Here is a 25,271-nt window from a genome sequence, read left to right on the forward strand (position 1 = left end):
CCCGGCCGACGAGCCCCGTGCGCTGGCCCACGCGGCCCTGAACCGTCTCGTCGTCGACGTCGCCGACTTCCCCGAGCCCGGCATCATGTTCAAGGACATCACCCCGCTGCTCGCCGACCACGATGGCTTCACCGCGGTGATCGAGGCGCTCGCCGCCTCGGGCCGAGACGTCGACGGCAACGTCGTCGTCGACAAGGTGGTCGGCATGGAGGCCAGGGGCTTCATCCTCGCCGCCCCGGTGGCGCTGGCGCTGGGGGCCGGCTTCGTGCCGGTCCGCAAGGCCGGCAAGCTGCCTCGTGAGAGCCATGCGGTCTCCTATGCGCTCGAGTACGGCCAGGCGACCCTGGAGATGCATCGCGACGCGGTCGCACCGGGAGACCGGGTCCTGGTGGTCGACGACGTGCTCGCCACCGGCGGCACCGTCCGCGCCACCCGCAAGCTGGTCGAGCTCGGTGGCGGTACGCCGGTCGGCGTCGCGGTCCTGATGGAGCTCTCCTTCCTGCCCGGACGCGACGGCATCGGCGACCTGCCGCTGACCAGCCTGATGACGGTCTGACTGCGTCCTCCCTCACCGCCGGCGCCTAGACTGAACAAGTGACCGAGGACCGCACGCCTGTGCCGGCCCCCGAGCGGGCGCCGGAGCGTCACCCGGCCGCGCCCCCACGCCCCAGCGGATCGGCGTCCTCCGGTCCCACCCCCGCGCCGACGGCCGGGCGCAGCATGCGGGCCCGTCTCGCCCGGATGGGCAGCCGCAGCCAGCCCGGCAACCCGGTCCTCGAGCCGCTGTTCCGGGCGGTCCGCACCAACCATCCCAAGGCCGACCTGGCGCTGCTCGAGCGGGCCTACCTGACCGCCGAGAAGATGCACGGCACCCAGACCCGCAAGAGCGGCGACCCCTACATCACCCACCCGCTCGCGGTGACCACGATCCTCGCCGACATCGGCATGACCGAGCCCACGCTGGTCGCGGCGCTGCTGCACGACACGGTCGAGGACACCCCCTACACGCTCGACCAGCTGCGCACCGACTTCGGCGACGAGGTGGCGCGCCTGGTCGACGGCGTGACCAAGCTCGACAAGGTCCAGTACGGCGACTCCGCGCAGGCCGAGACCATCCGCAAGATGATCGTCGCGATGTCGCGAGACATCCGGGTGCTGGTGATCAAGCTCGCCGACCGCCTGCACAACATGCGCACGCTGCGCTACGTCAAGCAGGAGACCCAGGAGCGCAAGGCCCGCGAGACCCTCGACATCTACGCCCCGCTGGCCCACCGGCTCGGCATGAACACGATCAAGTGGGAGCTGGAGGATCTCGCGTTCGCGACCCTGCACCCCAAGATCTACGACGAGATCGTGCGCATGGTCGCCGAGCGGGCGCCCTCGCGCGACCAGTTCCTCGCCGAGGTGATCGCCCAGGTCGAACAGGACCTGCGCGACTCCAGGATCAAGGCGACCGTCACCGGCCGGCCCAAGCACTACTACTCGATCTACCAGAAGATGATCGTCGGGGGTCGCGACTTCTCCGACATCTACGACCTCGTCGGGATCCGCATCCTGGTCGAGGAGGACCGCGACTGCTACGCGGTGCTCGGCGTCCTCCACTCCCGGTGGAACCCGGTGCTGGGACGCTTCAAGGACTACGTCGCGATGCCGAAGTTCAACATGTACCAGTCGCTGCACACCACCGTGATCGGCCCGCAGGGCAAGCCGGTGGAGATGCAGATCCGCACCTACGGGATGCACCGGCGCGCGGAGTACGGCGTGGCCGCCCACTGGAAGTACAAGGAGGCCGGCCGGGCCGGCGCCGACACCGAGCAGCGCGGCGACCTCGACGACATGTCCTGGGTCCGGCAGCTGCTCGACTGGCAGAGCGAGGTGGAGGACCCAGGCGAGTTCCTGGAGTCCCTGCGGTTCGAGATCAACCGGGCCGAGACCTACGTGTTCACCCCGCGGGGCGACGTGATCGCTCTCCCGGCCGGCTCCACCCCGGTCGACTTCGCCTATGCAGTCCACACCGAGGTCGGCCACCACACCATCGGCGCCCGGGTCAACGGCCGCCTGGTGCCGCTGGAGTCCACGCTCGAGAACGGCGACGTGATCGAGGTGTTCACCTCGAAGGCGCCCACGGCCGGACCCTCCCGCGACTGGCTGACCTTCGTGCGCTCGCCGCGGGCCCGCTCCAAGATCCGGCAGTGGTTCACCAAGGAGCGTCGCGAAGAGGCGATCGAACAGGGCAAGGACCAGATCGCCAAGCTGATGCGCAAGGAAGGGCTGCCGCTGAAGCGGCTGCTCTCCCACGAGTCGCTCTCGCTGGCTGCCATCCACTTCAAGCAGGCCGACGTGTCGGCGCTGTACGCCGCCGTGGGCGAGGGACACCTCAGCGCCCAGGCCGTCGTCCGGCGCGTCATCGAGCTGCATGGTGGCAACGAGGGGGCGGCCGAGGACCTCGCCGAGGCGGTCACGATCACCGGTCGCCGGAGCCGGCCCACGACGCCCACCGGCGGCGACGCCGGCGTCATCGTCAAGGGCTCCCCGGACGTGTGGGTCAAGCTCGCCAAGTGCTGCACCCCGGTGCCGCCGGACGCGATCCTCGGATTCGTCACCAAGGGCGGCGGTGTCTCCGTGCACCGCCAGGACTGCACGAACGCCGCGGAGCTGAAGAAGCACCCCGAGCGGGTGCTCGACGTCGAGTGGGCGCCGACGGGTCAGTCCACGTTCCTGGTCAACATCCAGGTGGAGGCCCTCGACCGCGCCCGGCTGCTGTCCGACATCACCATGGTGCTCTCCGACGCGCACGTGAACATCCTCAGCGCGAACCTGTCCACGACGCGCGACCGCGTGGCCAAGACCAGGTTCACCTTCGAGATGGCCGAGACGAAGCACCTCGACACGGTGCTGCGGGCGGTGCGGTCAGTGCCTGGCGTCTTCGACGCCTATCGGGTGACGCAGTAGTCGCTGCGCGGGGCTTTCCGCTGCGCGGGGCTTCGGGGTGTTGGTGAGGACCGGGGGCGTGTGTGGGTGGGGTGGGTCGGCTGCGCCGGAGGGGCCCGCTCGGCCAAACCACCCGCTCCGCTCGTTCCTCACGGAGCGGGGGCCAGGCCCATCCACGGCCTCGGGGCCCCTCCGGCTCCGCCGCCCCACCTCGCCGCTGGGCGCCGGGCTCACCAGCCGCGGGTGGGAGGGGGTTTCGCGGCTGCGCCGCGATGTCTCGGGCTGGTCTGTCTGCGGGGTTGGTGGCGCTTCGCTGACCTGCCACTCGTGGTCGATGTTCACCCGCTGACCCGTCACTCGTGGTGGGTCTGGGGGCGCTGACCTGTCGCTCGTGGTGGGTCTGGGGGCGCTCACCTGTCGCCCGTGGTGGGGGTGGTCGCCGCTGCGCGGGGCTTCGGGGTGCTGGTGTGCCCTGGGGTGGTTGTGGGTGGGGTGGGTCGGCCGCGCCGGAGGGGCCCGCCGGCTGTCGGATGTCACGCGGTTCTGTTCACCGGTCCAGCCCAGGATGGGGTATCCAGGTGTTCCACGGCGCGCCGGTCCGGGACCTCCTACAGTTATGCACTCGAGTGGGCAAAATCACTGTGAGCCGAGCATGGTCAGGATGAAGGCGTCCGCTGGGCGTGGGGCTCGTCGCCGGCATGGTGACGGTCGGGCTGGTCGTCGGAGGCATGTCCGGCGCAGTGGCCGGACAGTTGGTGACCTCACTGGACATCGAGGACGGCACGATCACCGGGCGGGACCTGGCCAAGAACAGCGTCGGCCATCGCCAGCTGAAGCCGGGAGCGGTCAGCTGGGGCAAGAGCCTGAACGAGAAGACCCGGCAGCGGATTCTCGACCTCGCGGGCGGGCAGGGCCCTCAGGGGGAGCAGGGGCCCCAGGGGGAGCAGGGGCCACAGGGCGAGGCCGGGCCAGCCGGGCCCGCAGGACCTGCTGGACCACCCGGACCTCCCGGGGCAACCGGGGCTACCGGTGATCGGGGACCTCAGGGGCTTCCGGGGGAGGGCAGGCTGACGGATTGGGCGATCTACGACGTCTCGGACCCTGAGTACGTGCAGGTGATCACCATCCCCTACGCGCCGCTCGACGGCACCGACCCGCCAGTGCCTGAACCCGAACCGCTGGAAGTGTCGTTGAGCCATGTCATGCCCGATGGTGATGACATCGGGCTCTCGACCGGTTCCTACCTCGTGACCGTTCGGACACTGACGCCCACGCTGGGCATCTGGGCGCCCACGATGAGCAACGAGGTCGGTCTGACCGGACCGACTTCGGGCCTCGGAGTCTGTCTGTCGCTGCTGGTGCCGTGCGAGGTCACCTTCCCTGTGGTCGTCACCGACGCGGCGGCGTCGCTGGAGCTGTTCGTGGCCGACGTGGGTGGCCTGTGCGGGTGCGGAGCGCCCACGCCCGCGGCAAGCGTCTCGGTGGTGCAGGTCGCCGACGGTGCCACGATGCCCGATGGGCTTCCGGGTCTGGATGACATCGCGAGTGGCGTCGTCCACCAGTTGGCCGACTTCCTGGTCGACTTCGGTGGATTCCCGACGATGGAGAAGAGCCTGCACCGCATCGAGCGGTACCTCAGTCGCTGAGTCGGGTCGGGACCGTCCCGGTCGCGATTCGCGGCCTAACCCTTCGTGGTCGGTGGAGGCGCGACGCGGACCGACTGCAGCTGCAACGCGGTGTCCGGACTACTACGGCGGTGTCAGGACGCCGCGGTAGTGATCCGGACACCGCGTTACAGGCAGCCGGACGTCCGGGTCATCAGGCGTAGCCGCATACCCCTCCACCACAGACCCACCAACCTCCAGGTCAGGCAGCCCACGGAGCCCCGCGCAGCGGCGGCCACACCGGTCTCGAGGAACGGCTCAGCTGGAGAAGTCCGCGGACGCCTTCTTGGCCATCTCGAGGAACGACTGCCGTGAGGCGAGATTGTCCTCGAGCTCCTGGATGCGCTTGGCGTTGCCGCTTGCGCGAGCTTGGTCGAGGTCGGCCTGGACCTGGGCGATCGCAGCCTCGAGCTTGCTCACCATGTCGTCGGCGCGGGCGGACTTCTCGGGGTCCGAGCGCCGCCACTGCTCCTCCTCGAGGCCGCGGATCGCCTGTTCGACCTTGCGCATCCGGCCCTCGAGGTCCTTGATCCGCTCACGAGGCACCTTGCCCGCGGCATCCCACCGGTCGGCGAGGTCGCGGAAGGCACGCTTGGCAGCGTCGAGATCGGTGACCGGCAGCAGGGCCTCGGCCTCCACGAGGATCTTCTCCTTCACCTCCGCGTTGCCGGCGAACTCCTGGTCGAGCGCGGCGTTGGCGGCGTCGCGGGCTCCGAAGAAGTGGTCCTGGGCGGTCCGGAACCGCTTCCACAGGGCGTCCTCGACGTAGCGCGGGGCTGGCCCGGCCGCCTTCCACTGCTTCATCAGGTCGCGGTAGCGACCCGATGTCGGACCCCATTCGGTGGAGTCGGTCAACGACTCGGCCTCGACCACGAGGCGCTCCTTGACCGAGCGTGCGGCCTCGCGCTTCTCGTTCTGCTCGGCGAAGTGGACCTTGCGGCGACGGGTGTAGGCCGTGCGCGCGGTGGAGAATCGCCGCCATAGGGCGTCGTCGGAGGCTCGGTCGATGCGGGGCAGCGCCTTCCACTCCTCGAGCAGGTCGCGCAGCCGGTTCGCCCCGTTGCGCCAGTCGTTGCCCTCGGCCAGCTTCTCGGCCTCGCCGACGATGCGCTCCTTGGCCTGCTTGGACTCTGCGGAGCGCTTGGCCCGCTCGGCCTTGCGCTCCTCGCGCTGCGCGGCGATGACCGGGGCGAGGGCGTCGAGACGGGTGGCCAGGGCGGCCAGGTCACCGACGGCGTTGGCCTCGAGGACCTGGGTCCGCACCGTCTTGACCGACTCGGTGGCCTCCTCGGGGGAGAGCACGCCGGAGGCGATCCGCTTCTCCAACAGTTCGACCTCGAACTCGAGGGCGGCGAAGCGTTCGGTGAAGAAGGCGAGGGCCTCCTCGGGGGTGCCTGCGGGGTACTGGCCGACCGAGCGTTCGCCGTCGGCGGTCTTCACGTAGACGGTGCCGTCGTCGTCGACTCGACCCCACTGGTGGCTCGTCACAGCTGATCCCTCTTCGTTTGGTGGAGGACGCAGTGCCACATGCTAGCGGTGGGGACCACCGGGAGTCGGCAGCGCGTGAAGTGCGCCGCGCGGGTGCCTCCGGCGGTGTGCCGCCCTGGGGCCCGCGCACAGCCGGGGGAGCCCGGCCGGGCCTGCCCGAGGGCGCTCGCCCGGCCTCGCGGGCGAGCCCGGGCGGGGGATCTTCCGGCGGTGGTCGGGTGGTTCGCCGCTCCTCACCCCCGGTGAGGTCGGCGGTCCACTAGCGTCGAATCGATGGAGTGGGTCTCTCGTCTCTCGCGGAGTGAGGAGTCCTGACATGTTCGGCCTGCAGCGCGGTGCACTGGCCGTCGTCAGCACCGTGACCATTGTCGGTCAGACCGTCCTCGGTGTCGGCCTGGCCCATGCCGACGAGACTCCGGCGCCCGTCACGGCGCTGGAGCGCGTCAATGCCCTCGTCCAGCCCAGCATCGTCTACCTGCAGCAGGACTGGAGCGGCTACGTCTACGACAAGGTCAACAAGCAGTACCTCAACGGCGGGATGCCGTTCGAGCTGACCTTCCAGTGCACGGGCTTCGTGGTGAACCCGGACGGCTACATCGCGACCGCCGGGCACTGCGTCGACCAACAGGAGGTCTTCCCGGTCTTCGTGGAGTCCGCCGCCCAGTGGGCCATCGACACCGGCTACTACCTGGCGGACCTGACGGTCGAGGAGATCGTCGGCTTCAACTCGTTCCGGATCGAGACCATGACCAAGCTCAACCGGGCCGACCTGATGGTCCGGGTGGGCTGGGGGGCAGCGGCCTCGGGCATCGACACCGCCGAGGTGCGCCGGGCCCGGGTGGTCGACTTCGAGCGCTCCGACCTGGGCGACGTGGCGCTGCTGAAGGTGGAGGCTGACGGGCTCAACGCGCTTCCCCTGTCGGAGGACGACGTCGAGACCGGCACCGAGGTGGTCTCCATCGGCTACCCGGTCTCGGTCGACCAGGTCACCGACCCGGACCTGACCCCCAGCTTCAAGGAGGGATCGGTCAGTTCGGTCAAGACCGTCGAGGGCGGGCTGCTGACCGTCTACGAGATCTCGGCGGCGGTCTCCGGGGGGATGAGCGGCGGTCCCACCGTGGACCTGGAAGGGAACGTGGTCGGGGTCAACAGCTTCGGCATCCTCGGTGAGACGCAGCCGTTCAACTTCGTGCGCCCCTCCGACCAGCTCCGGGAGCTGATGGCCGGTTCGGGAGTAGCGAACGAGCTGAGCGAGACCACGCAGACCTACCGTGCCGGACTCGCGGCCTACTGGGCCGGTGACAAGACCGAGGCGGTCGAGCTGCTGGAGACCGTGGTCGACGACCAGCCGTCGAACAAGCTGGCCGCCGACTACCTCGACCGGGCCGGGGACCTGCCGGACCCGGCCCCCGAGGCCGACGCCGGTGGTGACTCCGACGAGGGCGGGTTCCCGGTCCTCCTGGTCGCGATCGGCGGTGGCGCCGCTCTCCTGGTCGTCGTGCTGGCCGGCGCGCTCGTGCTGGTACGCCGCAAGCGGACGCCGACCGCGACACCGACCGCGGTCTCCCAGAACGTCCCGACCGGTGGTGGGGTTCCTCCGGTGGCGCCGCGCCCGACACCCGAGGCGATCCCGCCACCGGTCCGGGGCCCGGTGGTGACGGCCACGCCGCTGCCGCCGCCCCCGAGCACGCCGCCGAACCAGACCTCGGCCGGAGGCGCGGCCACTCTCGCGCCGCCTCCGCCGGCCGGGGAGCACGCACCGCACTTCTGTGGCAACTGCGGCGACCCGGTCCACCCAGGGGAGCACTTCTGCGAGAACTGCGGGAAGCCCCTGGAGCACTGACCCGCCGGGGGAGGATCGGCGAGGGCGGCCGGCTACCGGCCGCCCTGGCCGGCGTGAGCGGGGCGTCGTAGGTCGGGCGGGCCTCGGTCGCTAGTGTGGACCGGTGCTGATCGCCGGATTCCCCGCCGGTCCCTGGGGGACCAACTGCTATGTCGTCGCGACCGGCCCGGGTGCCGAATGCGTCGTGGTCGACCCGGGCAAGGACGCCGCCTCCGGGGTCGACCAGGTCGTGCGCGAGCACCGGCTCAAGCCGGTCTCCGTGCTGGTCACCCACGGGCACGTCGACCACATGTGGTGCGTGGCCCCGGTCGCCGGCTCCTACGACGCGACCGCCTGGATCCACCCTCGGGACCGGCACCTGCTCACCGACCCGTTGGCCGGCATGTCGCGCGAGACCAGCCAGATGCTGCTCGGCGGCAGCTACGAGTGGGCCGAGCCCGACGACGTCCGCGAGCTGAGCGACCTCCAGGAGCTGGAGCTGGCCGGGCTGCGGTTCGTCGTGGACCACACCCCAGGGCACACCGAGGGGTCGGTCACCTTTCGCACCCCCTACGGTGCCGAGCACGGCCACGCCGAGGTCTCCGAGGTGATGTTCTCCGGCGACCTCCTCTTCGCCGGCTCGATCGGCCGCACCGACCTGCCCGGCGGAGACCATCCGACGATGCTGCGCAGCCTCACCGAGAAGGTGCTGACGCTGCCCGACGACATCGTCGTGCTGCCCGGTCACGGCGAGCAGACGTCGATCGGCCGCGAGCGCGCCACCAACCCCTACCTGCTGGAGCTCCTCGACGCCGACCCCGAGAGCCCCACCCGCCGAGTCACCCGAGGTCTCTGATCGCCATGGCCAAGCCCACCCCGCTGAGCGGGTTCCCCGAACTGCTCCCCGAGCAGCGTGTCGTCGAGCAGCAGGTCGTCGACACACTGCGCCGCACCTTCGAGCTGCACGGCTTCGCCGGCATCGAGACCCGTGCCGTGGAGCCCCTGGACCAGCTCCTGCGCAAGGGCGACACCTCCAAGGAGGTCTATCTCCTGCGGCGGCTGCACGAGGAGTCCCCGGAGGGGCACGCGGGCATCGGCCTGCACTTCGACCTCACGGTGCCGTTCGCGCGCTACGTGCTGGAGAACGCCGGCAAGCTGGAGTTCCCGTTCCGTCGCTACCAGATCCAGAAGGCCTGGCGCGGCGAGCGACCGCAGGAGGGTCGCTACCGCGAGTTCACGCAGGCCGACATCGACATCATCGGCCGCGACGTGCTGCCGTTCCCCCACGACGTCGAGGTCACTCGCGTCATGGTGGACGCCTTGAACCGGCTGGACTTCCTGCCCGGCTTCCGGCTACAGGTCAATAATCGCAAGCTCATCTCGGGCTTCTACGCCGGGCTCGGCATCGCCGACGGCGACGAGGTGATGCGCCTGGTCGACAAGCTCGACAAGCTCCCTGTCGAGAAGGTGCGCGCGATGCTGGTGGCCGACGCGGGCCTCGACGAGACGACGGCGGACCGGGTGCTGTCGCTGGCGACGATCCGCTCGGGCGACGACTCCTTCGTCGACGCCGTGCGCGCCCTCGGTGTCGAGCACGAGCTCCTCGACACCGGCCTGGCCGAGCTCGGCGAGCTGGTCCGCGCCTGCGCCGACCTGGTCAGCGACCGGGTCCGGGTCGAGGCCGACCTGTCCATCGCCCGCGGCCTGGACTACTACACCGGCACGGTCTTCGAGACCCGCCTCGACGGCTACGAGTCGATGGGCTCGATCTGCTCCGGCGGCCGCTACGACGCGCTCGCGTCCGACGGCCGCTCGACCTACCCCGGCGTCGGCATCTCGCTCGGCGTGAGCCGCGTCGTCGTGCCGCTCCTGGCGCGCACCGGCCTCACCGCGACCCGCAAGGTGCCCAGCGCGGTGGTCGTGGCGCTGGTCGACGAGGAGTCGCGACCGGCCAGCGAGGCCGTCGCGACCGCGCTGCGCGCCCGCGGCATCCCCTGCGAGGTCGCCGCGTCGGCGCAGAAGTTCGGCAAGCAGATCCGGTACGCCGAGCGGCGCGGCATCCCGTTCGTCTGGTTCGCCGACGCCGACGGCGGGCACCAGGTCAAGGACATCCGCACCGGTGACCAGCAGCCTGCAGACCCCGCCGAATGGACGCCACCCGCCTCCGACCTCCACGCTGCAGTCGTCAGGTCGGCACCTGCCTGACCGGCGCACGGCCAGCACCCACGCATCCCGCACCACCAGAACCGAGGAGAGACCCCCTGTGATCCGCACCCATGACGCCGGCGCCCTGCGGCCCGAGCACGTCGGCCAGACCGTCACCCTCGCCGGGTGGGTGGCCAACCGTCGCGATCACGGTGGCGTGGCGTTCATCGACCTCCGCGAGGCCAGCGGCGTGGTCCAGGTGGTGATCCGCGACGAGGCGGTCGCCCACCAGCTGCGCGCCGAGTACTGCCTCAAGATCACCGGCGAGGTGACCGCCCGCAAGGAGGGCAACGAGAACCCGAACCTGGCGACCGGCGCGATCGAGGTGGTCGCCGCCGAGGTCGAGGTCCTCTCCAGCGCGGCACCGTTGCCGTTCCCGATCTCCGACCACGTCGAGGTGGGGGAGGAGGCCCGACTCAAGCACCGCTACCTCGACCTGCGCCGCCCCGCGCCGAACGCCGCGCTGCGGCTGCGCAGCCAGGTGAACAAGGCGGCCCGCGACGTGCTCGACGGCCATGGCTTCGTCGAGATCGAGACCCCGACGCTCACCCGCTCCACCCCCGAGGGCGCCCGCGACTTCGTGGTGCCCGCCCGTCTCCGTCCGGGCAGCTGGTACGCCCTGCCGCAGAGCCCGCAGCTGTTCAAGCAGCTGCTGATGGTGGCCGGCATGGAGCGCTACTACCAGATCGCGCGGTGCTACCGCGACGAGGACTTCCGCGCCGACCGGCAGCCGGAGTTCACCCAGCTCGACGTCGAGATGAGCTTCGTCGACCAGGACGACGTGATCGCGGTCGCCGAGGAGGTGCTGGTCGCGCTGTGGCGGCTGATCGGCCACGAGATCACCACACCGCTGCCGCGGATGACCTATGCCGAGGCGATGGCCCGCTTCGGCAGCGACAAGCCCGACCTGCGGATGGGCCAGGAGCTGGTCGACTGCACCGAGTTCTTCGCCGACACCCCCTTCCGGGTCTTCCAGGCGCCCTACGTCGGTGCCGTCGTGATGCCCGGGGGCGCCAGCCAGCCGCGCAAGCAGCTCGACGCCTGGCAGGAGTGGGCCAAGCAGCGGGGCGCGAAGGGCCTGGCCTATCTGCTGGTGCAGGAGGACGGCACTCTCACCGGCCCGGTGGCCAAGAACATCAGCGACGAGGAGAAGGCGGGCATCGCCGTCCATGTCGGCGCCGCTCCGGGCGACTGCATCTTCTTCGCCGCCGGCCCCGTGAAGTCCAGCCGGGCCCTGCTCGGCGCCGCCCGGCTCGAGATCGGACGCCGCTGCGGCCTCATCGACGAGGACGCCTGGGAGCTGCTCTGGGTGGTCGACGCCCCGCTGTTCGAGCCGGCCTCGGACGCCACCGCCTCCGGCGACGTCGCGCTGGGCTACAGCGCCTGGACCGCCGTGCACCACGCCTTCACCTCGCCGAAGGACGTCGAGAGCTTCGACTCCGACCCCGGCAACGCGCTGGCCTGGGCCTACGACATCGTCTGCAACGGCAACGAGATCGGCGGCGGGTCGATCCGTATCCACCGCGAGGACGTGCAGAAGCGGGTCTTCGAGGTGATGGGGATCGACGAGGCGGAGGCCGAGGAGAAGTTCGGCTTCCTGCTCGAGGCCTTCAAGTACGGCGCGCCGCCGCACGGCGGCATCGCGTTCGGCTGGGACCGCATCGTCGCGCTGCTCTCGGGCAGCGACTCGATCCGCGAGGTGATCGCGTTCCCGAAGTCCGGAGGGGGCTACGACCCGCTGACGGCGGCTCCCGCGCCGATCACCGCCCAGCAGCGCAAGGAGGCCGGTGTCGACGCTCTGCCGGCGGAGGATCTTCCCCCCAACGGGTGATCGTCCGAAATGGGCTGTCCGAGGGCCGAGACCAGATCGTTACCGCCAGGTGATCACTTCTCCCACGCTGGTCACATAGAGTCGCGACCGGCGCGAGGCCCGCATCACCGCACGAGAGACCGCGGCACGGGCCGCCCGGCTGGGGCCGGGCATCGAGCCGAACCACGTACTGGACAAGAGCTGCAAGAAGGTGGGCATGACCCTTCCGGCGACTGAGATCGGATCGCACGGCCCGGCGGAGCCGGAGCTGGCACCGGTGGAGAACAGGGAGGTCACCGGCCGCTCCCCGCTGCGCATCGCGTTCGAGCGGCTGCGCCGCGACCCGGTGGCGGTCGTCTCCTTCCTGATCGTGCTGGTCTTCGTGCTGATCGCGGTCTTCGCGGGAACGATCGCGAAGTTCTTCGGCGTCACCACCGACACGGTCTCGGCCAGCAGCGTGCTCGAGTTCCCCTCGATGCTGCCGAAGACCGGCCCCCCGAACCACGGCTTCGACAGCAACCACCCGTTCGGCATCGCCCCCCAGAGCGGTGAGGACAACCTCGCCACGTGGCTCTTCGGCGCCCGCACCTCCCTGCTGATCGCGGCCATCGCGACGTTCGCGGCCACGTTCATCGGGGTCGTGCTCGGCCTGATCGCCGGCTATGCCGGCGGCGTCTGGGACCGGGTCATCTCGTTCGTCACCGACCTGTTCCTGACGATCCCGTTCCTGCTGGCCGCGCTGGCCATGGCCCCGATCATCGCCGACCGGTTCGGCACCGACCCCGACCGCTACGCCGAGGTCCAGTTCTATGGCGTCATCTTCATCCTCACCGCGTTCGGGTGGATGACGATGGCCCGCCTGATCCGCGGCGAGGTGCTCTCGATCCGCGAACGCGAGTTCGTGCAGGCGGCGCGGGTGATCGGGGTGCCCACCCGCAAGATCCTGTTCCGCGAGATCCTGCCGAACCTGGTCGCGCCGATCGTGGTCGCGGTGTCGCTGGGCCTGCCGGCCTACGTCGCCGCCGAGGCGGGCCTGTCCTACCTCGGCATCGGCGTCACGGGCCGGCCGTCGTGGGGCCAGACCATCGACGCCGCGACGAAGTGGTTCAACATCTACCCGCTCTACCTGTGGCAGCCGGTCATCGGCATCGTGCTGCTGGTGGTCGCACTGAACCTGCTCGGCGACGCGATCCGCGACGCGCTCGACCCCAAGACCCGGCGCTGAGGCGCCCCCTGACGTTGGTCGCGGCACTGCCGCGGTCACGACCACACCGAAAAGAGAGGCTGAATAGATGAGACGCAGCAAGGCAATGGCTGCGGTCGTCGGCGTGGGCATGTTCGCGCTGGCGGCTTGTGGGGGAGGCGGCGGCGACGACGACGACCCCGGCGTCCAGGACACCTTCAAGGAGGGTGGCGCCGCTGGCTCGGGCAAGGACCCTGAGGCCCAGGGCCCCGCGCCGGAGATCGAGGGCGCCCAGGAGGGCGGCACGATCACGATGCTGCACCCGGACCCCGACGCGGGACCGGACAGCCTCGACCCCACCAGCGGGTGGTCGGTGACCGACAACGGCATCCTGCAGAACCTCGTCTTCCGTTCGCTGACGACCTACCGGATGGACCAGGAGACCGGCGAGATGGTGCTGGTCCCCGACCTCGCCACCGACCTGGGTCAGCCGAACGAGGACTTCACCGAGTGGAAGTTCGAGATCAAGGACGGCATCAAGTGGGAGACCGGCGACCCGGTCACCGCTGATGACATCGCCTTCGGCATCAAGCGCTCGATGGACACCAAGGACCTCGAGGGTCCCGGCGCCCAGTACTCCAAGGAGTTCTTCCTCGGCGGCGACAAGTACGAAGGCCCCTACGTCAGTGGCGAGGACTTCGAGGGCGTCCAGGTCGACGGCAACACCATCACGATCAAGATGGCCAAGCCGTTCCCCGAGATGGACTACTGGGGCGCGTTCATGGCGATGGGTCCCGTCCCGTCCGGCCCGGCCGGCTCGCCCCCGCAGTACGGCCTCAAGCCGCTGGCGACCGGTCCCTACAAGGTCGAGTCGTTCCGTCCGAACTCCGAGCTCGTGCTGGTCCGCAACGACCAGTGGGACCCGGCCACCGACGCGGCACGTCACCAGTACGTCGACAAGTGGGTCATGAAGTTCGACCAGGACCCCGCCGCGAGCGACGAGCTCGTCATGAGCGGCAACGAGGAGTCCAAGACGACCATCGTCACCCAGCTCCAGGGCTCGAACTACCAGACCGCCACCCAGGACATGGGTGACCGGGTCATGGTCGGCTCGCAGGCCTGCACCTCGTTCTGGTACCCCAAGTACGACAAGATCAAGGAGCTCGAGGTCCGTCAGGCCCTCGCGTTCGCCTACCCCTACGAGGACGCCTGGTCCGCCGCGGGTGAGATCCCGGGTGTGACCCGGACCATGGGCACCAACATCCTCCCGCCCGGCATGGCCGGTCGCGAGGAGTACCAGCCCGTCGAGGGCGAGGAGATCGGGCGCAACCCCGAGAAGGCCAAGGAGCTGCTCGAGGCGGCCGGCTACGGCCCCGGCGACTACGAGATCGCGTGGGCCTACGACGCCTCCACCCCGGAGGGCAAGGCCGCCATGGAGCAGATCAAGCTCGGACTCGAGGAGGCCGGCTTCAAGACCAAGCCGTACCCCTACTCGGCCGGCTCGCTCTACGACGTGTGGACCGACCCCGACAACCCGATCTACAAGAAGATCAACGTCGCGGGCGTCGCCTGGTGCTCCGACTGGCCGTCGGGTGCGACCTTCATCCCGGCGCTGTTCCAGAGCGACCAGCTCTACAACACCGGTGGTTTCAGCGAGGCCTCGATCGACGAGCGCATCAAGGCCGTCACCTCGATGCCGCTGGAGGACCAGCCTGGCGAGTGGAACGCGATCGACCAGGAGATCATGACCAACTACTTCCCGGTCGTGAACACTGGCTACCTGAACAACCTGTTCGCCTACGGCGAGAACATCGGCAACTTCACCAACGACTCCGCGCAGGGTTACCCGAACCTGCGTGACATGTACGTCGTTCAGTGAGTCCGGTGACGGGTGACCTGAGGTCGCCCGTACCCTCGGCGTGACGAGGTCGGGTGGGGGCCGCATCGGCCCCCACCCGACCTACGTGCCCGGAGGACCACAGCACCACCCGTAAGAACTTCTGCCAGGAGAGGCAAGAGTGTTCGCCTACATCGTCAAGCGCCTGCTCGCGGGATTCCTCGTCGTGACCCTGATCTCGATGATGGTCTACGCGCTGTTCTGGTACGGCCCGCGCAGCCCAGCGCAGGAGCTGTGCCGCCGCGAGAGCAACAACCGCTGCACCCCGGAGAAGCTGGAGCGCTACGAAGAGGCGCTGGGCTACAACAACTCGGTCACCTCCGAGTACGGCAAGTGGGCCAAGGGCCTCGTCGCCGGGCGCGACATCACCGTGGGCGCCAGCGTGATCCACTGCGAGGCCCCGTGCCTCGGGCTGTCCTACCGCACCCGCCAGCCGGTCTTCGAGGAGATGAAGACCCGCTTGCCGGCGACGATCAGCCTGGCCGTCGGTGCCGCATCGATCACGCTCACGATCGGCGTCACGGTGGGGGTCCTGGCGGCCCGAAGACGCGGCACCTTCGCCGACAAGGCATTGGTGTCCACCACGCTGTTCATGAGCTCGATCCCGTACTACCTCTTCGCGCTGCTGTCGATGCTCTACCTCACGATCGTCTACGACGTGTTCCCCCAGACCGGCTACACGCCGCTGACCGACAACCCGGGGGCCTGGTTCACCGGGCTGCTGCTTCCGTGGCTGGCCCTGGGGTTCTACAACTCGACGTCCTACACCCGCTTCTCCCGCGGGGCGATGGTCGAGTCGCTCAGCGAGGACTACATCCGCACCGCGAGAGCCAAGGGGCTCACCTCGAGGGTGGTCGTGATGCGGCACGCCCTTCGCGCGGCACTGGTGCCGGTGGTCACCATCTTCGGCATCGACTTCGCGTTCCTGCTCGCCGGCACGATCTTCACCGAGAAGATCTTCGACATCCAGGGCATCGGCCGTTGGGGCCTGGACGCCACCCTGATCAAGGACCTGCCCGTGGTGCAGGCGACGGTGCTGTTCGGCTCGATCATCATCGTGGTCGCCAACATCATCGTCGACATCATCTACAGCATCCTCGACCCCCGAGTGAGACTCTCGTGACCGTTCAGCACACCATGCCCGGCAACGCCGCCGCGGCAGGGTCCGGCGAGCCCTACCTCGTCGTCGAGAACCTGACCGTCCGGTTCCCGACCGCCGACGGCCTGGTGCAGGCCGTGACCGACCTGAGCTACTCCGTGGAGCTCGGCCAGACGCTCGGCATCGTCGGCGAGTCCGGCTCGGGCAAGTCCGTGTCGAGCATGGCCGTCCTGGGCCTGCACGACGCGAAGTCCTCGCGCATCGAGGGCTCGATCCGGCTCGGCGGCACCGAGGTCGTCGGGCTCTCGGAGGCCAAGCTGCGTCCGCTGCGCGGCAACGCCGCGGCGATGATCTTCCAGGATGCGTTGGCCGCCCTGCACCCGTTCTACAAGGTCGGCAGCCAGCTCACCGAGGCCTACCTCGCCCACCACCCGCAGGCCTCGAAGAAGGACGCGCGACGCCGGGCCATCGAGATGCTCGACCGGGTCGGCATCCCGCAACCGGACCGCCGGGTCGACGACTTCCCGCACCAGTTCTCCGGCGGCATGCGGCAGCGCGCGATGATCGCGATGGGCCTGATCAACGACCCCAAGCTGATCATCGCCGACGAGCCCACGACCGCTCTCGACGTCACCGTTCAGGCGCAGATCCTCGACCTCCTGCAGGACCTCCAGCGTGAGTTCAACTCCGCGATCATCATCATCACCCACGACCTCGGCGTGATCGCCGAGATGGCCGACGACGTGCTGGTGATGTACGGCGGCCGGGCCGTCGAGTACGGCGCCACCAAGGAGCTGCTGACGCACCCGGAGATGCCCTACACGTGGGGCCTGCTCTCGAGCGTCCCCGACGTCACCGCCGACACCGGCGGTCGACTGATCCCCATCCCGGGCAACCCACCGAGCCTGCTTCGGCCACCGAAGGGCTGCCCGTTCCACCCACGCTGCGCGCACGTGGACAAGGTGCCGGCGAACCTGTGCTCGACCGAGCTGCCCGAGCTGCTCCCGGGCTCCCGGGGGGCCGACCACCTCAAGCGCTGCCACCTGGCCGACCCCGACGCGATCTACCGTGACCAGGTGTTGCCCGAGATCGCCCCTGACCTGGTCGAGGAGTCCTGATGTCCGACGCCAAGACGCCCCACGAGGGCGCCGAGCCCAGCGTGCGGGGCGCCACCGCAGGGACGCCACAGGACCCCACCGCAGAGCCGGACCTGCACTCCTCCGACGTGCCCGGTGCCGGCACCGACGAGCCGGTCCTCACCTTCGAGGAGGCCGCCGCTCACGGCCACACCGCCACGGTGCTCGATCCCGACGCCACCCCGGTCCTCGAGGTCGAGAACCTGCGGATGTACTTCCCGGTGAAGTCGTCGGGCCTGATCCGGCGCACCGTCGGGCACGTGCAGGCGGTCGACGGGATCTCGTTCCAGGTGCCGCGCGGCGGCGCGCTGGGCCTGGTCGGCGAGTCCGGCTGCGGCAAGTCCACCACGGGCCGTCTGATCACCCGTCTCTACGACCCGACGTCGGGGTCGATGCGCTTCGACGGCGAGACCGACCTGGCGACGGTGTCGCGGCGTCAGATGAAGCCGCTGCGCCGCGACATCCAGATGATCTTCCAGGACCCCTACAGCTCGCTCAACCCGCGCCACACCGTCGGCACGATCGTGGGCACCCCGCTGCGGGTGCACAACATGGTGCCGAAGAACCAGGTGCTCAAGCGGGTCCAGGAGCTGCTCGAGGTGGTGGGGCTCAACCCCGAGCACTACAACCGCTACCCCAACGAGTTCTCCGGCGGTCAACGCCAGCGCATCGGCATCGCCCGGGCCCTGGCGCTGCAGCCGAAGCTGATGGTGGCCGACGAGCCGGTCTCCGCGCTGGACGTGTCGATCCAGGCGCAGGTGATCAACCTGCTGCAGGACCTGCAGGCCGAGTTCAACATCGCGTTCCTGTTCATCGCCCACGACCTCGCGGTCGTGCGCCACTTCTGCCCCGAGATCGCGGTGATGTACCTCGGCAAGATCGTCGAGGTCGCCGACCGGGAGACGCTCTACCAGCGCCCGTTCCACCCCTACACCCAGGCCCTGCTCTCGGCGGTGCCCGACGTGAAGCAGGCCGCCATCGGCGGCCGCCGGGAGCGGCTGCGTCTGGAGGGCGACGTGCCGAGCCCGATCAACCCGCCGTCGGGTTGCCGGTTCCGCACGCGCTGCCCGTTCGCGCAGGAGATCTGCGCCAAGGTCGAGCCCCCGCTGATGCAGGTCGGGCCGCGGCACAAGGTGGCCTGCCACTTCGCCGGCGAGCTGGGCGACCACCCCGACCACCCCGTGACCGCGCCGCTGCTCGGCCTCGACCAGGCCGGGAGCCCGGACCCCGCGGCCACCCCGCTGGCCCAGGCCGACCCCGGCCCGGGCTTCGCCGACACCTGGTTCGACATCAAGCGTGGGCAGATGACCGGGCGGACCTCCGCAGGCACCGTGGGGACCACCACGCCGGGTTCGTAGGCTTGCCCTCGTGGAGGGGCTCTTCGAGGTACCAGGCGGCCGACCCGCCGCCACCGGCGGCGGGTCGCTGTCCACGGGCGTGCACGCCTCCGCACCGCTGGCGGTGCGGATGCGCCCGCGCACGCTCGACGAGCTCGTGGGGCAGGAGCAGTTGCGTGCCCCGGGGTCGCCGCTGCGACAGCTGATCGAGGAGGGCAGGGCACTCTCGCTGCTGCTGTGGGGCCCGCCCGGCACCGGCAAGACCACGCTCGCCTCGATCGTGAGCCAGCAGACCGACCGCCGCTTCGTGGAGGTCTCCGCGGTCTCGGCCGGGGTCAAGGAGGTGCGGGCGGCCATCGACTCGGCGCGCGCCGAGCTGGTCGGTCAAGGTCGCGAGACGGTGCTGTTCGTCGACGAGGTGCACCGGTTCAGCAAGGCCCAGCAGGACGCGCTGCTGCCCGGCGTCGAGAACCGGTGGGTGACGCTGGTGGCCGCGACCACCGAGAACCCCTTCTTCAGCGTGATCTCACCCCTGCTGTCCCGCAGCCTGCTGCTGCGGCTGGAGTCGCTCTCCGACGACGACATCCGGGCGGTGCTCGACCAGGCACTGAGCGACGAGCGCGGCCTGTCGGGGGAGTACGCCGTCGACGACGACGCGCTCGACCACCTGGTGCGGCTCGCCGGTGGTGACGCGCGCCGGTCGCTGACCTACCTGGAGGCCGCGGCCGGCGCCGCCCGCGCCCGCGGCGAGACCGTCATCGACCTGGAGACCACCGAGACCGCCGTCGACCGGGCCGCGGTCCGCTACGACCGGCAGGGCGACCAGCACTACGACGTGACCAGCGCGTTCATCAAGTCCGTGCGCGGCTCGGACGCCGACGCCGCACTGCACTACCTCGCCCGGATGATCGAGGCGGGGGAGGACCCCCGGTTCATCGCCCGGCGGCTGATCATCCTGGCCAGCGAGGACGTCGGCCTGGCCGACCCCACCGCGCTGACCACGGCCGTCGCGGCCGCCCAGGCCGTGCAGCTGATCGGCATGCCCGAGGCACGGCTCAACCTGGCCCAGGCCACGATCGCGCTCGCGGTGGCGCCGAAGTCGAACGCGGTCACCACCGCCATCGACGCGGCCAGCGCCGACGTGCGCGCCGGCAAGATCGGGCCGGTGCCCCCCCACCTGCGCGACGCCCACTACGCCGGCGCGAAGAAGCTCGGCCACGGGTCGACCTACACCTACAGCCACGACGAGCCCTACGGCATCGCCCAGCAGCAGTACCCACCCGACGTCGTCCTCGACGCCCGCTACTACCAGCCCACCGCGCTCGGCGCCGAGGCCGCCGTCAAGGAGCGCTGGGAGCGGATCCGGCGCCTGGTGCGCGGGCGATAGGGTCGGGCACCATGACCCAGGACTGGACCGTGCCCGCGTGGGGGGTGTTCGCCGTGCTCGGCGTGGTGCTCCTCCTCGTCGGCGTCCTGGCCGGTCTGTCCGCCGCTGCCCGCCGCCGCGGGCGCGCGGCGCTCGCGACGGTCGCGGCCGAGAACGCCGCGCTGCGCGCGCAGGTCGAGGCGATCGCCCGGCGCCTGGACGCCGCGGAGCAGACCACGGCCGCACCCGCCCCGGAGTTCGTCATCACCGACATCGGTCGCGGGGCGGTGCCGGAGCCGGAGGAGCAGGCCCCGGCCCTGCCCGCACCCCTCTTCGCCGACCTGGTGCTGCGCGAGTCCGTCGTCCAGGCCGCGTCGCTGGCCCAGGGGCTGCGCCGCGCGCTGTCGCCGGAGACCCGGCACCGCATCCGGTTCCAGATGCGTCAGGAGGTCAAGCGCTCGCGGCGCCAGCGCCGGGCCGAGCTGCGGGCGGCGCGCCGCCTGCTGGCTGCCCGTGACCGCGCGGCGCTGGGTGACGAGCCGACCGACGCCACGGCGAGGGCCGCGTCGTGAGCCGCGGCCTCTGGTTCGTCGCCGGGGCCGGAGCGGGGGTCTACGCGATGGTGCGTGGCCGCCGCGCCGCCGAGGCGCTCACCGCCGACGGGCTCCGCGACCGGGCCCATGCGCTGGCCCTGGGCGCCCGGCTCTTCCGCGACGAGGTGGCTCAAGGCAAGGCCGACAGCGAGGACCAGTTGCGGGCACGGCTCGGCCTCGTCGCCGACACCACCCCCCACCTGGCGGCGCCCACCCACCCCAGCATCCCGACCGGCCGGCACCGCGCCGACGCCGGACCCGAGGGCCGCGCCGCGGTCCCCGCCCGAGAGGAAGGCAGCAACTGATGGACACCGCCGAGATCCGCCGGAGGTTCGTCGCTCACTTCGAGCGCAACGGCCACACCCCGGTGCCGTCGGCCTCGCTGCTGCTCGACGACCCGAACCTGCTGTTCGTCAACGCCGGCATGGTGCCGTTCAAGCCCTACTTCCTCGGCCAGGAGACGCCGCCGTACCGACGGGCGACGAGCGTGCAGAAGTGCGTGCGCACGCCCGACATCGAGGACGTCGGCAAGACCACCCGGCACGGCACCTTCTTCGAGATGTGCGGCAACTTCTCCTTCGGCGACTACTTCAAGGAGGGGGCGATCGAGCTCGCCTGGGAGCTGGTCACCCGCCCGGTCGCCGACGGCGGCTTCGGCTTCGCGGAGAGCCTGCTCTACCCCTCGATCCTCGACGGCGACGACGAGGCCCTCGCCCTGTGGCGCAAGGTCACCGGGCTGCCCGACGAGCGGATCATCCGGCTCGGCCCCAAGGAGAACTACTGGTCGATGGGCGTGCCCGGTCCCGGCGGGCCGTGCTCGGAGATCCTCATCGACCGGGGCCCGGCCTACGGCCCCGACGGCGACTTCTCCGCCGAGGACCGCTACCTGGAGTTCTGGAACCTGGTCTTCATGCAGGACGAGCTCTCGTCGGTGCGGTCCAAGGAGGACTTCGACATCGCCGGCTCCCTGCCGAAGAAGAACATCGACACCGGCATGGGCCTCGAGCGGGTCGCGTTCATGATGCAGGGCGTCGACAACATGTACGAGATCGACGTCATGTTCCCGGTGATCGAGCGCACCCAGGAGCTCACCGGCCGCCGCTACGGCGCCAACCCCGAGGACGACGTCCGCTTCCGCGTCGTCGCCGACCACATCCGCAGCTCGATGATGCTGATCGCCGACGGCGTGGCTCCGGGCAACGAGGCGCGCGGCTACGTGCTGCGCCGGCTGCTGCGCCGCGCCGTCCGGTCGGTGCGGCTGCTCGGCTACGAGGACCGCGCGCTGCCCGAGCTGCTGCCGGTCAGCCGCGACAAGATGGGGGAGACCTACTCCGACCTGCACCGCGACTGGGACCGCATCTCCTCGGTGGCGTTCGCCGAGGAGGACGCCTTCCGGCAGACCCTGCGGGCCGGCACCGCGATCTTCGACACCGCCACCGCCGCGGTGAAGCAGTCCGGCGGCCGCCAGCTCTCCGGCGACAAGGCGTTCGCGCTGCACGACACCTACGGGTTCCCGATCGACCTGACCCTCGAGATGGCCGCCGAGCAGGGCCTCTCCGTCGACGAGGACGGCTTCCGCCGGCTGATGACCGAGCAGCGCGAGCGGGCGAAGGCCGACGCCAAGGCGAAGAAGGGCGCGCACCGCGACGCCCACGCCTACCGCGAGGTCGCCGACAGCATCGGCCGGGCGGTCGAGTTCACCGGCTACACCGACGTGGTCAGCGAGGGCACCGTTCGCGGGCTGGTCGCCGCCGGCGGCGTCGTGACCGCGGCACGCGAGGGCGACGAGGTCGAGCTGGTCCTCGACCGCACGCCGTTCTACGCCGAGGGCGGTGGACAGCTCGCCGACCAGGGCGTCATCGAGCTCGAGAACGGGGCCCTGCTGCAGGTGCGCGACGTGCAGTCGCCGATCACCGGCCTGGTCGTGCACAAGGCGCTGGTGCTCTCCGGGGAGGTCACCCCCGGGGCTGCGGCACAGGCCCGGGTCGACGTCGAGCGGCGCCGCTCGATCTCCCGCTCCCACACCGCGACCCACATGGTGCACAAGGCGTTCCGGGAGGCGCTCGGCGAGACCGCGACCCAGGCGGGGTCGGAGAACGCGCCGGGTCGCTTCCGGTTCGACTTCTCCGCGACCGGCTCGGTGCCGGCGTCGGTGATGGTCGACGTCGAGGAGCGGGTCAACGACCTCGTCCTGGCCGACCTCGCCGTGCACGCCGAGGTGATGACCCAGAAGGAGGCCGTGGCCTCCGGCGCGATGGCGCTGTTCGGCGAGAAGTACGGCGACCAGGTCCGCGTGGTCTCGGTGGGCGACTGGGCCCGTGAGCTCTGCGGCGGCACCCACGCCCACCGGTCCGGCCAGCTCGGGGTGGTCAAGCTGATGGGCGAGTCCTCGATCGGCTCCGGCGTGCGCCGCGTCGAGGCGCTCGTCGGCGGCGACGCCTACCGGTTCCTGGCCCGCGAGCACGTCCTGGTCGCCCAGCTCTCGGAGGTGCTCAAGGTGCGCCCGGAGCAGCTGCCCGAGCGGGTGCACGACATCGTGGAGCGGCTGCGGACCGCCGAGAAGGAGATCGAGAAGGTGCGGCTCGGCCAGCTCCTCGCGGCCGGCGGCGAGCTCGCCGCCGGGGCGGCCGACGTGGCGGGGGTGAAGGTGGTCGCCCACCGCGTCGACGGTGCGGGGGCCGGCGACGTCCGGACGCTCGCGCTCGACATCCGCGGGCGGCTGCCTGCCGCCGCACCCGGCGTGGTCGTGGTGATCGGCCAGGCCGAGGGCAAGGTCTCGGTCGTCGCCGCCACCAACGACGAGGCCCGCGCGCGCGGGCTGAGCGCCAACGCGCTGGTCCGTGCCGCCGGCCCCCTGCTCGGCGGCAAGGGCGGCGGCAAGGACGACGTCGCCCAGGGCGGCGGCACCGACCCCTCGGGCATCGACGCGGCCCTGGCAGCCGCCGGCGCCGAGATCGCCCGCGCTGCCGGCGCGTCCTGAGCGGCCGGGACGACACCATGCGGTTCGGCGTCCGCGTCGGCATCGACCCCGGCGACGCCCGGATCGGGGTCGCGCGCAGCGACCCCTCCGGCTTCCTCGCGACGCCGGTCGAGACCGTGCGGCGCGGTGGGGGAGACATCGCCCGGATCAGCGCGATCGTCGCCGACGAGGAGGCGGTCGAGGTCGTCGTCGGGCTGCCGCGCTCGCTGTCGGGTCGGGAGGGCCCGGCGGCGGACAAGGTCCGCGCGTTCACCGCGCGTCTCGCCCGTCGCGTCGCACCGGTCCCGGTGCGGCTCGTCGACGAGAGACTCACCACCGTGTCGGCGGAGGCTATGCTGCGCGACCAGGGCCGCAAGGGCGGCAGGCGACGGGCCGTGGTCGACCAGGCCGCGGCGGTGCTGATCCTGCAGCACGCCCTCGACACCGAGCGCGCGACAGGTCGTGCTCCCGGTGAGCTCGTTGGTGGGCTCGACGGTGACCACGAGAGCGGCATCGCGGGCGGCCCGGATCCGGAGGAGACCGCATGACTGAGCAGCACGGTGACGAGCAGCTGCGCACCGACGACGGCTCCGACGTCGAGCACGTCCCGGGGCTCGAGCACGACGACCCTGCCGCCCCGGGCGCCGTCCACCCCGGCGGCCGGCGCCGCAAGGAGCGCAGCCGGCTGCCCGGTTGCCTGGCGGTGCTGGTCGCGCTGGCTCTCGTCCTCGGCGGGCTCTGGTACGGCGTGTCCAAGGGCAAGGCCTGGATCGACGACCGGTTCGGCGAGCCGGAGGACTACCCCGGTCCCGGCAGCGGCCGGGTGATGTTCGAGGTCGAGGAGGGCGACAGCGTCGGCGAGATCGGCGGCAACCTCGTGGACGCGGGCGTCGTCGCCTCGGCGGAGGCGTTCACCGACGCGGCCGCCGGCGACCCCGACTCCACGGGCATCCAGGTCGGCTACTACCGGATGAAGAAGGAGATGTCCGCCGCCGCCGCGCTCGACGTGCTGGTCGACCCGGGCAACATCGTCAGCAACCCGGTCACGATCCCCGAGGGGCTGCGCGTCGTCGACATCGTCGAGATCCTGGCCGACAAGACCAAGTTCTCCGCCGAGCAGTTCGAGCGGGTGCTCAACGCGCCGCAGCGGCTCGGGCTGCCCGACTACGCCGGCGGCGAGGCGGAGGGCTACCTGTTCCCCGCGACGTACGGCTTCGGGCCCAAGGACAAGCCCGCCGACATGCTGAAGGCGATGGTCGACCGCTGGCGCCAGTCGGCGGAGCAGAACGACCTGGAGGGCGCGGCCGCCGACCTGGGCTACACGCCGCACGAGCTGATGACGATCGCCAGCCTGGTCGAGGCCGAAGGTCGCGGCGACGCGATGCCGAAGATCGCGACGGTGATCTACAACCGGCTCGAGAACCCCGACAACGGTCAGACCAACGGCAAGCTCGAGATCGACGCGACCGTGAACTACGCGCTGGGCCGCAACCTGGGGGTGGCGATCAGCGAGGAGGATCTCGCGGTCGACTCGCCCTACAACACCCGCCTCCACCCGGGGCTGCCACCGGGGCCGATCGAGGCGCCCGGCGACGAGGCCATCGCGGCCGCCCTGAACCCAGCGGAGGGCGACTGGCTCTACTACGTCACGGTGAACCTGGCGACCGGCGAGACCAAGTTCACCGCCGACTACGACGAGTTCCTGCAGTTCAAGGCCGAGCTCGGCGAGTACTGCCAGACCTCCGACGCCTGCTGAGCGGGCAGCGCACCGGGCGCGGTCC

19 protein-coding genes are annotated in these 25,271 nt (G+C 70.8%); 18 read left to right on the top strand and 1 reads right to left on the bottom strand.

The features are described 5' to 3' along the window. The first annotated feature begins 22 nt into the window (after positions 1–22). The 3 genes from D6B71_RS00605 (at position 23) to D6B71_RS22540 (ending at position 4,577) form a co-directional block, all read left to right on the top strand. Positions 23–556 carry an adenine phosphoribosyltransferase gene (locus D6B71_RS00605; RefSeq protein ID WP_121251819.1) on the top strand — a complete coding sequence of 178 codons (534 nt, stop codon included), beginning with the start codon at positions 23–25 and terminating at the stop codon, positions 554–556. Between the two features lie 164 nt (positions 557–720). Beyond that, on the top strand, positions 721–2,952 hold the full coding sequence (locus D6B71_RS00610; RefSeq protein ID WP_121250998.1) for a RelA/SpoT family protein: 2,232 nt from the start codon (positions 721–723) through the stop codon (positions 2,950–2,952). A gap of 659 nt (positions 2,953–3,611) precedes the next feature. Then, entirely contained in the window at positions 3,612–4,577 is a 966-nt protein-coding gene (locus tag D6B71_RS22540) for a hypothetical protein (RefSeq protein ID WP_206051491.1), read from the top strand. Between the two features lie 276 nt (positions 4,578–4,853). Here the strand turns inward: D6B71_RS22540 and D6B71_RS00620 are convergent, their stop codons facing one another. Then, entirely contained in the window at positions 4,854–6,083 is a 1,230-nt protein-coding gene (locus D6B71_RS00620; protein WP_121251000.1) for a DUF349 domain-containing protein, read from the bottom strand. Between the two features lie 316 nt (positions 6,084–6,399). Between D6B71_RS00620 and D6B71_RS00625 the strand changes: the two genes are divergently transcribed. The 15 genes from D6B71_RS00625 to mltG all read left to right on the top strand — a co-directional run bounded on the left by D6B71_RS00625 (position 6,400) and on the right by mltG (position 25,246). Further along, positions 6,400–7,926 (top strand): trypsin-like peptidase domain-containing protein, encoded by a 1,527-nt coding sequence (locus D6B71_RS00625; protein WP_121251002.1) that lies wholly within the window; start codon positions 6,400–6,402, stop codon positions 7,924–7,926. Positions 7,927–8,029: 103 nt separating this feature from the next. Beyond that, positions 8,030–8,761, top strand: a complete 732-nt coding sequence (locus tag D6B71_RS00630; protein ID WP_121251004.1) for an MBL fold metallo-hydrolase — start codon at positions 8,030–8,032, stop codon at positions 8,759–8,761. A 5-nt stretch (positions 8,762–8,766) separates the two neighbouring features. After that, a complete protein-coding gene (gene hisS / locus D6B71_RS00635) occupies positions 8,767–10,110 on the top strand; it encodes a histidine--tRNA ligase (RefSeq protein ID WP_121251006.1) in 1,344 nt (447 codons plus the stop codon). Positions 10,111–10,168: 58 nt separating this feature from the next. Continuing rightward, positions 10,169–11,941, top strand: coding sequence for an aspartate--tRNA ligase (aspS, locus tag D6B71_RS00640; RefSeq protein WP_121251008.1), 1,773 nt, complete (start codon positions 10,169–10,171; stop codon positions 11,939–11,941). A 196-nt stretch (positions 11,942–12,137) separates the two neighbouring features. Then, positions 12,138–13,145, top strand: coding sequence for an ABC transporter permease (locus tag D6B71_RS00645; RefSeq protein ID WP_121251010.1), 1,008 nt, complete (start codon positions 12,138–12,140; stop codon positions 13,143–13,145). A gap of 67 nt (positions 13,146–13,212) precedes the next feature. Next, entirely contained in the window at positions 13,213–14,982 is a 1,770-nt protein-coding gene (locus D6B71_RS00650) for an ABC transporter substrate-binding protein (protein WP_121251012.1), read from the top strand. Between the two features lie 139 nt (positions 14,983–15,121). Next, complete coding sequence (locus D6B71_RS00655; RefSeq protein WP_121251014.1) at positions 15,122–16,123, top strand: ABC transporter permease; 1,002 nt, start codon at positions 15,122–15,124, stop codon at positions 16,121–16,123. 14 nt (positions 16,124–16,137) lie between these two features. Next, the gene (locus tag D6B71_RS00660; protein WP_121251821.1) at positions 16,138–17,217 is read left to right on the top strand and encodes an ABC transporter ATP-binding protein; all 1,080 of its coding nucleotides are present in this window, start codon (positions 16,138–16,140) and stop codon (positions 17,215–17,217) included. Between the two features lie 179 nt (positions 17,218–17,396). Then, on the top strand, positions 17,397–18,593 hold the full coding sequence (locus D6B71_RS00665; protein WP_276310981.1) for an ABC transporter ATP-binding protein: 1,197 nt from the start codon (positions 17,397–17,399) through the stop codon (positions 18,591–18,593). Between the two features lie 10 nt (positions 18,594–18,603). Beyond that, positions 18,604–19,959, top strand: a complete 1,356-nt coding sequence (locus D6B71_RS00670) for a replication-associated recombination protein A (protein WP_121251018.1) — start codon at positions 18,604–18,606, stop codon at positions 19,957–19,959. Between the two features lie 11 nt (positions 19,960–19,970). Further along, a complete protein-coding gene (locus D6B71_RS00675) occupies positions 19,971–20,510 on the top strand; it encodes a hypothetical protein (protein WP_121251020.1) in 540 nt (179 codons plus the stop codon). Beyond that, complete coding sequence (locus D6B71_RS23005) at positions 20,507–20,836, top strand: DUF6167 family protein (RefSeq protein WP_206051492.1); 330 nt, start codon at positions 20,507–20,509, stop codon at positions 20,834–20,836. Before D6B71_RS00675 ends, D6B71_RS23005 begins: the two co-directional genes overlap by 4 nt. Further along, on the top strand, positions 20,836–23,511 hold the full coding sequence (gene alaS, locus D6B71_RS00685) for an alanine--tRNA ligase (RefSeq protein WP_121251022.1): 2,676 nt from the start codon (positions 20,836–20,838) through the stop codon (positions 23,509–23,511). The genes D6B71_RS23005 and alaS overlap by 1 nt, the downstream gene beginning before the upstream one ends. A gap of 17 nt (positions 23,512–23,528) precedes the next feature. Further along, complete coding sequence (gene ruvX, locus D6B71_RS00690; RefSeq protein ID WP_121251024.1) at positions 23,529–24,038, top strand: Holliday junction resolvase RuvX; 510 nt, start codon at positions 23,529–23,531, stop codon at positions 24,036–24,038. Next, on the top strand, positions 24,035–25,246 hold the full coding sequence (gene mltG / locus D6B71_RS00695) for an endolytic transglycosylase MltG (protein WP_121251026.1): 1,212 nt from the start codon (positions 24,035–24,037) through the stop codon (positions 25,244–25,246). The genes ruvX and mltG overlap by 4 nt, the downstream gene beginning before the upstream one ends. Positions 25,247–25,271: the final 25 nt, after the last annotated feature.

Source organism: Nocardioides ferulae, from assembly GCF_003660455.1.
In the GTDB taxonomy this organism is placed as follows: Bacteria; Actinomycetota; Actinomycetes; order Propionibacteriales; family Nocardioidaceae; genus Nocardioides; species Nocardioides ferulae.

Bases quoted from the DNA above. Each gene is read 5' to 3' on its own strand.
- D6B71_RS00610 (WP_121250998.1), top strand. From the start codon at position 721: ATGCGGGCCCGTCTCGCCCGGATGGGCAGCCGCAGCCAGCCCGGCAAC.
- D6B71_RS00625 (WP_121251002.1), top strand. From the start codon at position 6,400: ATGTTCGGCCTGCAGCGCGGTGCACTGGCCGTCGTCAGCACCGTGACC.
- hisS (WP_121251006.1), top strand. From the start codon at position 8,767: ATGGCCAAGCCCACCCCGCTGAGCGGGTTCCCCGAACTGCTCCCCGAG.
- D6B71_RS00645 (WP_121251010.1), top strand. From the start codon at position 12,138: ATGACCCTTCCGGCGACTGAGATCGGATCGCACGGCCCGGCGGAGCCG.
- D6B71_RS00650 (WP_121251012.1), top strand. From the start codon at position 13,213: ATGAGACGCAGCAAGGCAATGGCTGCGGTCGTCGGCGTGGGCATGTTC.
- D6B71_RS00660 (WP_121251821.1), top strand. From the start codon at position 16,138: ATGCCCGGCAACGCCGCCGCGGCAGGGTCCGGCGAGCCCTACCTCGTC.
- D6B71_RS00675 (WP_121251020.1), top strand. From the start codon at position 19,971: ATGACCCAGGACTGGACCGTGCCCGCGTGGGGGGTGTTCGCCGTGCTC.
- alaS (WP_121251022.1), top strand. From the start codon at position 20,836: ATGGACACCGCCGAGATCCGCCGGAGGTTCGTCGCTCACTTCGAGCGC.
- ruvX (WP_121251024.1), top strand. From the start codon at position 23,529: ATGCGGTTCGGCGTCCGCGTCGGCATCGACCCCGGCGACGCCCGGATC.
- mltG (WP_121251026.1), top strand. From the start codon at position 24,035: ATGACTGAGCAGCACGGTGACGAGCAGCTGCGCACCGACGACGGCTCC.